This window comes from Sporosarcina sp. Y1011, from assembly GCF_057669885.1.
The window spans coordinates 1-13,427 of sequence record NZ_JBYHFP010000012.1 but is presented as its reverse complement, the minus strand read 5'-3'; the positions used below and the strand labels follow the sequence as shown (position 1 = coordinate 13,427).

The 13,427-nt window shown below is 43.5% G+C and carries 9 protein-coding genes, 1 pseudogene and 1 other annotated feature; all 10 genes and pseudogenes read right to left on the bottom strand.

Features of this window, described 5'->3' with window-relative positions; genetic code table 11:
- Positions 1 to 62: 62 nt before the first annotated feature.
- Positions 63 to 578 (bottom strand): acetolactate synthase small subunit, encoded by a 516-nt coding sequence (ilvN, locus tag AC25Y5_RS13075; protein ID WP_482102111.1) that lies wholly within the window; start codon positions 576 to 578, stop codon positions 63 to 65.
- Complete coding sequence (gene ilvB, locus AC25Y5_RS13070; RefSeq protein ID WP_488140683.1) at positions 575 to 2,341, bottom strand: acetolactate synthase large subunit; 1,767 nt, start codon at positions 2,339 to 2,341, stop codon at positions 575 to 577. Before ilvB ends, ilvN begins: the two co-directional genes overlap by 4 nt.
- Before the next feature lie 135 nt (positions 2,342 to 2,476).
- Positions 2,477 to 2,719: a binding site (T-box leader), on the bottom strand.
- Between the two features lie 4 nt (positions 2,720 to 2,723).
- Complete coding sequence (gene ilvD / locus AC25Y5_RS13065; RefSeq protein ID WP_482102195.1) at positions 2,724 to 4,391, bottom strand: dihydroxy-acid dehydratase; 1,668 nt, start codon at positions 4,389 to 4,391, stop codon at positions 2,724 to 2,726.
- Between the two features lie 1,099 nt (positions 4,392 to 5,490).
- Positions 5,491 to 5,922: pseudogene (locus AC25Y5_RS13060) on the bottom strand (ABC transporter ATP-binding protein); the annotation flags it as partial.
- A 137-nt stretch (positions 5,923 to 6,059) separates the two neighbouring features.
- Complete coding sequence (locus AC25Y5_RS13055) at positions 6,060 to 6,992, bottom strand: N-acetylglucosamine kinase (protein WP_488140682.1); 933 nt, start codon at positions 6,990 to 6,992, stop codon at positions 6,060 to 6,062.
- Positions 6,992 to 8,509 carry an argininosuccinate lyase gene (gene argH, locus AC25Y5_RS13050; RefSeq protein WP_488140681.1) on the bottom strand — a complete coding sequence of 506 codons (1,518 nt, stop codon included), beginning with the start codon at positions 8,507 to 8,509 and terminating at the stop codon, positions 6,992 to 6,994. The genes AC25Y5_RS13055 and argH overlap by 1 nt, the downstream gene beginning before the upstream one ends.
- Positions 8,510 to 9,422: 913 nt before the next feature.
- Positions 9,423 to 10,496, bottom strand: a complete 1,074-nt coding sequence (locus AC25Y5_RS13045; RefSeq protein ID WP_488140680.1) for a sulfate/molybdate ABC transporter ATP-binding protein — start codon at positions 10,494 to 10,496, stop codon at positions 9,423 to 9,425.
- Positions 10,497 to 10,512: 16 nt separating this feature from the next.
- Positions 10,513 to 11,376, bottom strand: coding sequence for a sulfate ABC transporter permease subunit CysW (gene cysW / locus AC25Y5_RS13040; protein ID WP_488140679.1), 864 nt, complete (start codon positions 11,374 to 11,376; stop codon positions 10,513 to 10,515).
- An 11-nt stretch (positions 11,377 to 11,387) separates the two neighbouring features.
- Positions 11,388 to 12,221, bottom strand: coding sequence for a sulfate ABC transporter permease subunit CysT (gene cysT, locus AC25Y5_RS13035; RefSeq protein ID WP_488140678.1), 834 nt, complete (start codon positions 12,219 to 12,221; stop codon positions 11,388 to 11,390).
- Between the two features lie 76 nt (positions 12,222 to 12,297).
- Positions 12,298 to 13,347 carry a sulfate ABC transporter substrate-binding protein gene (locus AC25Y5_RS13030; RefSeq protein ID WP_488140677.1) on the bottom strand — a complete coding sequence of 350 codons (1,050 nt, stop codon included), beginning with the start codon at positions 13,345 to 13,347 and terminating at the stop codon, positions 12,298 to 12,300.
- Positions 13,348 to 13,427 lie beyond the last annotated feature (80 nt).

Sequence of the window (13,427 nt, the reverse complement as noted above, 5' to 3'; positions counted from 1 at the left end):
ATAGTGGGTTTATAGTTTTTAGTTTGTATTGCTGTCTACACTCCAACCGCCCTGCGCTTTTCTTACTTTAAAATAGATAGCTGGGGTGATTGGATTTTTTGTGTTTCCCGAACAAATGCCGTGGCACCCGTTCGTGTTAATTCCTTAATGCCATAGGGTTTAAGGAGGTCGATAAATGCTTCAATTTTCTCTGGATTACCAGTCACTTGATACGTTACGACGTTTTTCCCAGTGTCAATGACTGTCGCCCGGAATGGTTCGATGATGCTGTTCATTTCACTTCTGACATGTGGCGGTGAAATGACTTTCACCAGCGCCAGCTCTCGCATGACAATTGCTTTGTCTGTGATGTCATTGACTTTAAGGACATCAATCTGTTTTTGCAGTTGTTTGACAAGCTGTTCAATTTTCTGTTCATCTTCCACATTCACGATGAACGTCATTTTTGATCTGCCAGGAATTTCGGTGTGACCGACTGTCATGCTTTCAATATTGAACTGCCTTTTCATCAGCAAGCCGGTCACACGGTTTAACACGCCACTTTGGTTGATAACTGTTACAGTAATAACTCTTCTCATTTTTTTCTCACCCCGACCATCTCATGTAATCCTTTACCAGGTGCAACCATAGGATAGACGTTTTCCAGCTGTTTCACGCGGCAATCGATGAGGACGGGTTCATCAGAAAGCAGTGCTTCTTGGAATACCGCCTCTGCCTCTTCCAATGTGTCTATCCGATAGCCTTTAATGTCGTATGCTTCTGCTAATTTCACAAAGTTAGGTTGAACTGGTATCAATGACTGTGAATAGCGGCTTTCGTAAAACGTTTCTTGCCATTGACGTACCATTCCGAGACAGCCATTGTTGAGTATGATGATTTTGACCGGTATCCGCATTTCTTGTAACAAAGACAACTCCTGAGCCGTCATCTGGAAACCAGCATCTCCAACAATTGCAAGTACGCGTGCATCCGGTTTGGCGATTTGTGCACCAATTGCAGCTGGGAAGCCGAAGCCCATTGTACCGAGACCACCAGATGTCACCCAATGATCCGGATTGTTCAGTGAATAGTATTGCGCCGTCCACATCTGATGCTGCCCGACGTCTGTTGTAACGATTGCATCCCCTTTTGTAACTCTGTGGATGATTTCAAGTGCTTGTTGTGGAAGAACAGCGCCTTCAACATCTTCTTCGTACCATAACGGATACTGTTCAGCTGAATCTTTCAAATATTTGAACCAGTTTTCTGTATCTGGAGAATCAAATTGTTGTTTCAATAATGCTTGCAACGCTTCTTTTGCATCGGCTACGATTGGGATTTCTGTTGGTACATTCTTTCCGATTTCAGCAGGATCAATATCAATATGGATGATTCTTGCGTTCGGAGCGAATGTTTCAAGATTTCCTGTTAGTCGATCATCGAAACGTGCGCCGATATTGATCAGTACATCACACTGATTAATGGCCATATTGGATGTAACCGTTCCATGCATACCAGCCATTCCGAGGAATAGTTCATGGTCACCTCGGATACCGCCAAGACCTAAAAGTGTATTTGTAACTGGAATTTGATGTTTTTCCACCAGTTCCACCAATTCGTCCATCGCCTGAGCGTGTAGGATACCCGCACCCGCTAGGATAAGAGGTTTTTTCGCCTTGGAGATAGCTTCTGCCGCCTTTTGTATTTGTAAAAAGTTCGGAGTCGTTGTCGGCTGGTAACCCGGTAAATCCACTTCAATATTCATGTCATCGGTTGGGATGAAGAGTGCAGTTGCAATATTCTTTGGAACATCCACAAGTACTGGTCCCGGACGTCCTGTTGATGCAATATGGAAAGCTTCTTTGATAATTCTTGGGAAGTCGGCTACATCATTCACTTGATAATTATGCTTTGTGATTGGCTGTGTGATTCCGATAATATCCGCTTCTTGAAAAGCATCCGTCCCGATGACTGTATTTGCTACTTGACCCGTGAAGACGACAAGTGGCAATGAATCCATCATTGCATCCGTAATTCCTGTTACCAAGTTCGTCGCTCCCGGTCCGGATGTGGCGATGACAACTCCGGGTTTTCCTGAAACACGTGCATACCCTTCAGCCGCATGAATCGCGCCTTGTTCGTGACGTGCAAGCACGTGGGAAATGGGGTTTTGATACAATGCATCATAAATTGGGAGAACTGCCCCTCCAGGGTAGCCGAAAATCACTTCGACACCTTGGTCTATTAAGGCTTGAATAAGAACAGCTGACCCATCTTTCACTTTTTCTATCGGTTGTGGTTCAAATACAGTTTCTAGCTCCATTTCCTGTATTGCTTGCTTCGTTTGAACTTCAGCATTCATCTGTAAACTCCTCCTTACTTTTACTTTTGTTATCCAATCTACGAATGGCCGAATGCTCGGGCTTGCATCTATACGGCCGCTCTTTGTTTTCAATAAAAAAAGTCTTTTCATCCCACGCAAAGAAACTCTTCTTTACATAGGGATGAAAAAACTTTTCATGGTACCACCCTTGTTCACAGCAATCTAGCTGTCTCGTGAATAGACTAGGTCTATTCTTTATATAACGAGCACCGATTTCTCTGCGCCCGGGATTGCCTACTTAACTTTCAGCAATCCACTCCGGGGTGATGTCGCAATTAGGTGTATTGTCGGCTTCCAGCGGTACCGACTCTCTGGGAATACAGGTTCTAATTACTTTTGCCCCATCATTGATTTTAATCTATTAGATTTTCATGACGCCGCCTGTACTTGCAGATGTGACAAGCGCTGAATATCTGGCCAAATAGCCTTTTTTAATTTTAGGTTCGAATGGTTTTAAGTTTGCTCTACGTTTTTCTAATTCTTCGTCAGAGACTTCGAGTTCAATTGTTCGGTTTGTTAAATCGATATTGATGATGTCACCATCTTCGACTAACGCGATTGGTCCACCTTCAGCCGCTTCCGGTGAAATATGGCCTATCGAGATACCACGGGACGCTCCTGAGAATCGTCCGTCTGTAATGAGTGCAACTTTGGTTGCCAGCCCACGTCCTGCAATCGCTGCAGTTGGTGCAAGCATTTCCGGCATTCCCGGTCCACCTTTTGGACCTTCATAACGGATTACAACAACGTCGCCTTCTTTTACCGTTCCGTTGTCGATGCCTTCTTGCGTATCTTCCTGAGATTCAAACACAATGGCTTTACCTCGGAACTCTTTAATGGAAGGATCAACGGCTCCTACTTTGATGACACCGCCGTCTGGTGCGATATTGCCGAATAGGACAGACAAACCACCTACAGGACTGTATGCATTATCATGACGTCGAATGACTTCATCGTTGAGAATATGTGAATCTTTTACGTTTTCATAAAGCGATTTACCAGTAATCGTCATCCGGTTTGGACTGACGGCTCCTTCGATTTCACAGAGCTCTTTAATAATTGCACTGACACCGCCCGCAAGATGAACGTCATGCATTGTGTAGTCAGAGGATGGACTAATTTTGGATAAATACGGAATCCGTTCAGCAACTTTGTTGATATCACGAACATCGTATTCGATTTCTGCTTCGTGTGCGATTGCCAGTGTATGGAGGACTGTGTTTGTAGAACCGCCCATTGCCATATCAAGTGCAAATGCATCATCGATTGTTTCTTTCGTTATAATGTCACGCGGTTTAACATCTTCTTTCACCATGCGAACAAGGTGTTCCGCTGCTTCTTTAATGAGTCTATGTCGTTCATCCGAAGTGGCAACGATCGTTCCGTTACCCGGAACTGTCACTCCCAGCATTTCCATTAACGAGTTCATGGAATTCGCTGTGAACATTCCTGAACAAGATCCGCATGTAGGACATGCACTCTGTTCAATGTCTAGCAGCTCTTCAGCTGTCATCGTACCTTGTTTGTAAGCACCAACACCTTCGAATACGGATACGAGTGAGAGAGGCTTACCATCTGATGATACGCCGCCTTCCATCGGTCCGCCTGAGACGAATACGGATGGGACGTTCGTTCGAACTGCTGCCATCAACATGCCTGGCGTAATTTTGTCGCAGTTTGGAATGTAGAACACGCCGTCGAACCAGTGAGCGTTGATAACCGTTTCTGCTGAGTCAGCGATGAGTTCACGGCTTGGCAATGAATAGCGCATTCCGATATGTCCCATTGCAATCCCATCGTCAACACCGATTGTGTTGAACTCGAACGGGATACCTCCTGCTTCACGAATTGCTTCTTTGACGACTTCTGCGAATTTGTTCAAATGCATATGGCCTGGAATAATATCAATATAGGAGTTACAAACACCGATGAAAGGTTTGTGCATATCTTTCATTCTAACGCCCGTAGCATACAGTAGACTTCTATGTGGTGCACGATCTACACCTTTTTTAATCATGTCACTTCTCATTGGTTTTTCCATTTGTGTTCACTCCCTGTCAAATCACTTACATGTGGTACGTCTGTTTTTCTTGCTGTCTAGGTTATGTAGTTTGTGAAATGAATCACGAACTGAATTGGATTGATGTCATCATATAATGTATATCCACTGGAGTCAACAGTGTTTTTAAAATTATTAGCTAATTACAAATAATGAATTTTTATGTATCCGCTTTCACGCCTGCTATAGCGCGATATATCGCATATAGCACATTTTTAAAACTTTTATTTTATTTTTCACGAATTCAGTTTTCAATGATTTCTTCCGCGATGGGTGCTTTTCTAGAAGTATAAAAACTCAAATTCCTGGGATTGTAAATTATTGAGAGAGTTGTGATTTAGTGTGTGGATTGTAGATTTGTTGGCTCTTTGGGATGCTTTTCGCTATAAGCCTAGATTAGCGTTTCGCATCCAGGCTCATGGCTTCGGCTACCCTTTTTTGCGCTTTCGCTAGGGTGCACATTTTTGAGAGTGAGTTGCAATTTGGTGTGTGAATTATAGACCGCTTGGCGCTTTGGGGATGGCTTCGGCTACCCCTTGTCGCGCTTGCGCTAGGGTGCACATTATTGAGAGTGAGTTGTAATTCGGCGTGTGGATTATAGACCGCTTGGCGCTTTGGGGATGCCTCTGGCCATGAGCCTGGATTAACGCTTCGCATCCAGTCTCATGGCTTCGGCTACCCCTTTGCCGCGCCTTCGCTAGGGTGTTCATTATTGAGGGAGTGCAATTCAGGGTGTGGATTATATACTGATTTTGAGATATATAGAATGAAATTATATCTCGGTTACTATTTCACGATAATTTTATTCGTAGAAGGAATTCTCACAAGTTGCAGATTTAATCCCCGATAACGAAATACACCTTCTTACAAAGACTATCCAGCGAAGGCGCGGCTTCGGCTACCACGAAGCGCTGAAGCGGTATTAGCGGGATATCTAATTCATCCCCATATATTATGACTTTTCCAGTGGGCTCAGAAAGCTATCGGCTGAAATCTAGACAATAAAAATACCACTCCAGAAGTATTTCCTAGAGTGGTTACTTTGGCGAGCAACAGTCGCCCATACAATTTAAATCCCTATAGGAATGATATACATCCCTGTTTCTTTATCATTCTTCACGACTACGTCAACACCGTAAATCTCTTTTACAGTTTGCACAGTAATGACTTCACTCGGTGTTCCTTTAGACACAATTTGTCCATCTTTCATCGCAATAATGATATCACTGTAACGGATCGCTTGATTGATATCGTGTAAAACCATGACAATCGACATGTCGTGTTCACGATTCAAGCCCTTGATCAATTCCAATAACTCGTATTAGTAATAAATATCCAGATAAGTAGTCGGTTCATCTAACAATATAAATGGTTTTTTTGCGTTAAGGCCATCGCGATCCAGACGCGTTGCATTTGGCCGCCAGACAATTCGTCTGTCGCCGAAGTGAACAGACTCTTATAGGGTATCCCGCCCATACCTGGTTAGTTTTTCGACAGTCATATAGAAGGAACTCATTACAAAACGTAAAAATCATACAAATGCACCACAGATGAGAAAACCTTTTCTACTCGTGAAATGGCGTTCTTTACTATACTGATAAAAGCTTAAGTTCAATACGGTAACTCCTTTTGTAACCGTTACCCACTCAACCCCATCCAACCTCGCTCTACAATAAACTCAATCGGATCTTTTTTCGAAACTACAAGCGTACACCTGGGTAACGCTGCATCTACATGTTTTTTGAGTTCATTGATGAGTCTATCGGAATGGATAAGAGCGCCGCCATTCAAATATACAGTGCATTTCATGTTTTCTAGGCCGCTTTTGCGTACTACTGACCAAACCAATCTAGCAAGCTCGATTGCCGCTCCCTTCATGATTTCCACTGCCACTTCGTCCCCTTGCTGTACACACTGAGAAAGAACACGTGAAAGCGAAGCGACTTTATCTACAGTGTAATCTGGGTTAAATAGCCATCCGGCAACGTCTTGAACGGAATTCAACTTCAACTCTTTCAATACTTCCTTTTTCAATGAAGTAAATGAACCTCTTCCATCTTCCATTCTGAAAAGCGCACGCAATATTTCACGGCCAATCCAGTATCCACTTCCTTCATCCCCCGCGCGGTGACCCCAGCCCCCGGACCGGACAATTTCACCTTTTCCGTTATGTGCAAACGCAATTGAGCCTGTCCCTGAAATGAGTAGGGCGCCGGGTTCCCCCTTTGTTGCTCCAAGCATCGTAGCTTGTGCATCATTTTCGACAATCAATTTCCCTACGCGCAGCCCCTGTGTTTGAATCACTTCCTCCACAATTCCCCGTACAATTTGCTCATCTGGTTTTGAATCAATACCCGCGATTGCAAAAACTGCGATTGTCACTTGCAAATCGGGGAGAGTCTTTCGCACTTCTGCCAATAAACCCGTGAGAACTTCTCTCACTTTTTCCTCGCCCGACGTCTGGTAGTTAGTGCCTTCCCCTATTAATTCTAGTAAAGTAGTCGTACTTTTTCGAACGGTTAACGCTGTTTTCGTAGCACCCCCGTCGATTGCGACAATCACTTCATCCATCATGCCTCACTCCAGTCAGTTTTAAATGTCTCCAACTGAATTTCGGCATCAAGGATTGCTCGTTCTTTTTCGTTTAGCCATTGCATAGCATCTTTTGCAAATATCCTGGATTGTTCAAGGGAAGCTTTCATCGTTTCTGCAGAAGGTCCCCCGTAAATTGTCCGAATCGCTATGAAATGCTCCGGCCGCAGTGTTGCATTGAAGTCTTCTACTGAGATTTTAAGGTTTTTATTTAATATAAGGAGCGCCTGTTCATTCGCTACCTGCCACGTTAAGCTCATTAACGATTCTTGGCCCGCATTCATCAATGCTTTCACGCAATTACTGACGATGTGATGTGATTGTCTGAACGTAATTCCTTCTGAACGAACGAGTGTATCCGCAAGCTCCGTCACATTTGCAAAACTGCCCTCCGCCCGTTCGAGCAATTTTTGCTTATTGACGTGCATCGTCAGTACAACACTGCCAAACAACTGGTAAATACCAATCAGGCGGTCAATTGCTTTCCATAGAAATGGTTGCATATCATCCTCTGTATCGACAATATCTCCGAACGGCGTGTTATGAACCATCGTCAGAACCGTATTTGCATCCCCAACGACCGCTGACAGCAATGAGCGCATATGCTCAATCGAAACGGGGTTGCGCTTTTGCGGCATGATCGAGCTGATTTGAACATACGGATTCGCTAGAGTGAAAACGTTGAATTCCTGTGTCGCCCACGTCAAGAAATCTTGAACCGTGCGCCCCAGATTCAGTGCGGAAAGTTGGACCGCACTGGCGGATTCTGTAATATAGTCTGCACCAGCAACGGCATCCCACGAATTTTCAATAATATCGTCAAAGGCAAGTAAATCTCTCATCCGTTCACGACTGATGTCAAATCCTGTGGTCGTCAATGCCGCCGCCCCCATACTGCTGCGGTTTACCGTTCCAAATGCCGATTGAACACGCTTAAAATCTCTACCTAATTGATCAATGACCGCCTTCAAATAATGAGCGAGCGTCGTCGGCTGCGCTTGTTGTGTGTGTGTATAGCCAATCATGACCGTATCGATATGCTCTTCGCAAAACTCTATCAGCGCATCTTTTAAAGCAAGCATCTCACTCATTAGTTCAAGCAGCTTTTTACGCAACGTCATGCGATAAATCGCGATTCCCATATCATTCCGACTGCGGGCAATATGTAAATTACCCGCAATCTCCCCAGCGTCCTCTATTAAATCGTGTTCAATGCGAAAAAATAGATCCTCAAACAATGGATTGTAATGATCCGTGCTGTAATAATTCACGTCCAGCGCATGGACCGCTTTTCCAATCACGATCGCATCTTCCGGGCTAACAATCCCTTGCTCCTCCAACATCTTCAAATGCGCCGCATGGATTTGGATCATTGAACGAAGGAAGTATTTCTTCGCTTCATCATAAGCCGGTTGTAGTACCATTTTCCGATAGGTCTTTGACGGAAACTCTTCCCCTTCAAGTTCATTGATGCGATCTTTGAAGTTCCTGATCATTGACTACACCCCTCCGTTTAAGGATTATTTATGATACATTTTTCTTCAATCAAAAAACCCCCTTTTGATTGTCGGGAACGGTTGCATAGTACCAAAGCATTGAATGACTGCAGTTGTTTTACCTCTATTATATGATTCCAGAAAGAGAAACGTTTTCATTAAGTTTATGTTGGGAAAGCAGTACAGTCAATTATATTAGTCTATTGTGAATATTTGATTATATATAGATGTGAAGGAGGAATAACTATACAATGAGCACTACGTGTAAAGTTGTTTGGATCGCTAGGTATTTGAAATTGTTAGGTAGCAAGAAGACCTGAAAATCACCATTTCACTGGACTATTTCCGGCCCGCTTTCGGCTAATTAATCATGACCGTTTTACCGAGGGGCAGGTGTGTCTAGAAGTGACTTCGTCACTTCTAGACACACTCTTTACGCTAATCCTGTTGTGAATATTAGCCTACCGCGTTCCTATAATATTCAAGTGAAAAATGCAGATACTTTTAAAGAAAAGAATAGATGAGCTTCTATAAAGAGTGTAAGTGCCCGAAGATGGAATTTCGGGCACTCTTGCACGTTATACATTGGATTCTCTGCTTTACTTTATAAGAAAAAAATAAAAATAGAGACACAATAGTAGAAGGCTTGAGCAGCCAAAACTTTATCTTTGGCCGCTTTTCTCCAGGTGAAAAGCAATCTATTCTTTCATCCCAAAAAGCTTCGGCACTACTTGTAGAGTACTTTTTGAGAGCGACGGATGAACAACCACCATACGATTACCGAAAATGATAAGTAGGGATGCGACTTCGTCGCATCCCTACTTATTTAGACATTCCGATAATGGTATAGAAGTTGTTCAATCCAAAGCAATCAAAATATACTCTACAAGTCGGGCTCAATCTGCGAGCAAACCTAAATCGAGAAGTCTTCCGGAATGAAAACACGCAGCTGATTCGGTTTGATATAAACATCTTCACCTGCTTTCACATTAAGCTCCCTGTATCTCTCTTTCGTCAATTCGGCTTCGAGAAATTGATCGTTATCATGTCGTTTTAGCTCAACTTGGACAGTGCGCCCCACGACATGTACATGGATAACTTTCGCTTTAACCGCTTCCGTATCTGTTCCCTCTCGCTCAATCGTCACATCATGTGGCCGAACATAACCAACAGCCAGCTTGTTTTCAGCACTATCTAGGTCAGCCGCACCCATATCGACATGGACATTGAGGAGCTTGCCATTTTGCAGTCGCCCATGGAATAAGTTCACATTTCCTAGGAAATCATAGACAAATGGACTATTTGGATGATCATAAACTTCTTCTGGCGTGCCAATTTGTTCAATCTTCCCTTCATTCATAACAACAATCCGGTCCGCCACGTCAAGCGCCTCTTCCTGATCATGCGTCACAAAGATGCTCGTAATATTAAATTCATCGTGCAATCTACGCAACCAACGTCGCAGTTCTTTCCGTACTTTTGCATCGAGCGCACCAAAGGGTTCATCTAACAATAGTACTTTCGGTTCCACTGCAAGCGCTCGGGCTAGTGCAACACGCTGCCTTTGCCCACCCGATAATTGGGATGGATAACGCTTAGCAAATGCGTCTAACTTCACAAGCCCAAGCAATTCATTCACTTTCGCAGTAATCTCAGCTTTAGTCGGACGTTCTTTTTTGGGTCGCACTTTCAATCCGTATGCCACGTTTTCAAAAACCGTCATATGTTTAAACAGGGCATAATGCTGAAAAACAAAGCCGACCTTTCGTTCGGTCGTGCGAATATGGGTCATGTCTTCCTCACCGAATAACACGACACCATGATCCGCCTCCTCAAGGCCTGCAATTATGCGCAGTAGCGACGTTTTACCCGATCCAGATGGTCCAAGCAATGCCACGAGCTCTCCTGTTTTTATGTCAAGGTTAATATCTTTTAACGCATCAAACGAGCCAAACTTCTTTGACACTTCTTCTATTTTAATACTCATGTAGAGACCTCCTTTTCTATCCCTGCTTACTTGTTTTCCATTCAATGAAATTCTTCAAGACGAGCGTTAGAATTGCTAAAATGGACATAAGAGATGCAACAGCGAACGCCGCCGAAAATTGATATTCATTGTACAAAATTTCAATATGTAATGGCATCGTATTCGTAAGACCGCGAATATGCCCCGAAACAATCGAGACAGCACCAAATTCACCGACTGCGCGCGCACTACAAAGTATAATTCCGTATAATAATCCCCATTTAATATTCGGTAACGTGACATGCCAGAATGTTTTCATCCCCCCCGCTCCCAGTGTTAAGGAGGCCTCTTCTTCTGCCGAGCCTTGCGCCTGCATAAGTGGGATTAGTTCACGTGCGACAAACGGAAATGTGACGAACAATGTGGCAAGCACAATGCCCGGAACGGCGAAAAGAATTTTAATATCATTTTGAAATAAAAATTCACCGAACAACCCATGCGCACTGAATAATAGAACGAAAACGAGACCTGCAATAACCGGTGAAATCGCAAACGGTAAGTCAATCAGTGTGATTAAAAGGCTTTTACCTTTAAATTCAAACTTAGTAATTGCCCATGCGGCCGCAAGTCCAAAAATCGCGTTCAGTGGCACTGTAAGTATGGCGACAAGCAACGTTAATTTGATTGCTGAAAGTGCGTCAGGATCTGAAATTGCAGCTAAATAGACGCCTGCTCCCTTTTCAAAAGCTTTTATAAAGATGGCGACAAGCGGTAATACCAGAAATAACAATAAGAATCCAAGCGCAATCGCAATTAGTGGAATTCGAATCCAAGGCTGTTCTTCTGTAGTCCGTTTACTCACATTCTTACTACCCAACTGCATCTGAATTTGTTCTGCCATGGAATCCCCTCCTAATTATGAACTAATTTCCGATTTGTCCACCATTGTACTCCGTTAATAAATAGTAATAGCACAAATGAGAAAACGAGCATGACTGCCCCAATTGCTGTCGCAGCAGCATAATCATATTGTTCCAGTTTTGTCATAATAATAAGCGGTGTTATCTCAGTCTTCATCGGCATATTACCTGCTATGAACACGACAGAACCATACTCACCAATCGCGCGGGCAAATGCCAAAGCAAAACCTGTCAGCGCTGCTGGCAAAATTTCTGGAACAATCACTCGAGCAAACGTTTGAAAGCGATTCGCGCCTAAAATAGCAGATGCCTCTTCCATTTCCGCTTCAAGATTTTGAAGAACCGGCTGTACCATCCGTACCACAAATGGCAAGCCGATAAATGTTAAGGCAATCGTAATACCGAGCGGCGTAAACGCTACTTTAAACGATAAAAACTGACCGATCCAGCCGTCCTCTGTATACAGTGTTGTTAATGCGATACCTGCAACAGCCGTAGGAAGCGCAAATGGTAAATCTACCAATCCATCAATGATTCGCTTGCCTGGGAACGAATATCGAACGAGTACCCAGGCTATCAACACACCGAATACCAGATTGGTACAAGCCGCTGCAAATGCGGTACCAAAGCTTAGTTTGTATGATGCAACAACGCGCGGTTCTGTTACCGTTGCCCAAAAATCTGTCCAGCCCATTGATGATGTATTAATGAAGACCATGGAGAGCGGAAGTAAAACGAGCAAGCTGAGATACAGTGTCGTGAATCCGAGAGACAGCCCGAATCCCGGCAGTATACTATGTTTCTTAAATCTCCATTTCTTCGCCATTCTTTCACCTTCACTTCTGTAATTAAATGTTGTTCAATCACTCTAATTTATTTGTTGGATTCATTACGTAGATTCACTACTGTAAATAGATTTCATCGAAGGTGCCTCCATCACTAAAGTGCTTCTCCTGAGCTTCTTTCCATCCACCGAAATCATCGTCAATTGTAACGAGATTAATCTCTGGGAATAAATCTGCATGTTTTTTTAATATCTCTGGGTCACGTGGACGATAGTAGTTCTTCACAGCAATTTCCTGTCCAGTTTCTGTATACAAGTATTCCAGATAGGCCTGTGCGACCTCTTCTGTACCTTTTTTCTTGACGATTTTATCCACTACTGCAACTGGCGGCTCCGCTAAAATACTAAGTGACGGGACGACAATTTCAAATTCACCTTTTCCAAGTTCATTTAACGTTAGGAAGGCTTCATTCTCCCAAGCTAGTAATACATCTCCGATGCCTCGTTCAACAAAAGTTGTCGTTGAACCTCGAGCCCCAGAATCTAGTACTTCAACGTTCTTATAGAGATCTCCGACAAATTCTATTACTTTCTTTTCATTTCCATTAAATTTCTTATCTGCATATGCCCAAGCCGCAAGGTAATTCCAACGTGCGCCGCCTGACGTTTTCGGATTTGGTGTTATGACCGAAACATCTTTTTTCGTTAAATCATCCCAATCTTTAATCCCTTTTGGATTGTCTTTTCGAACCAGGAAAACAATCGTTGAGGTGTAGGGTGTTGAGTTATTTTCCAATCTAGTTTGCCAGTCTTCTGCTAGTAGGTCACGGGCGGCGGCGACTTCGTCAATATCGTAAGCAAGGGCCAGTGTGACAACATCTGCTTGTAGACCGTCAATTACCGCTCGACCTTGTTTTCCGGATCCACCGTGCGATTGCTGAATAGTCACTTCCTGGCCGGTTTCATCTTTCCAATGTGCAGCAAATTCTTTATTAAACTCCTCATATAGCTCACGCGTTGGATCGTATGAGACGTTTAAAAGCTCAACTGAATTCTTTCCGGCAGAGGCTGTTTGATCCCCACCTTCCTCCGAACCACCGCATCCTGTTAAAATACCCACCATTGCAGTGATGCCTACCATGAAACGGATTGTCGTCTTCTTCTTCATCCCAATAACCTCCTTTTTAAAAATCAATTACGCCTCCGCGTAATTGCGTCCAGATTTTGAATCGAGCTTGAGGCCTACAG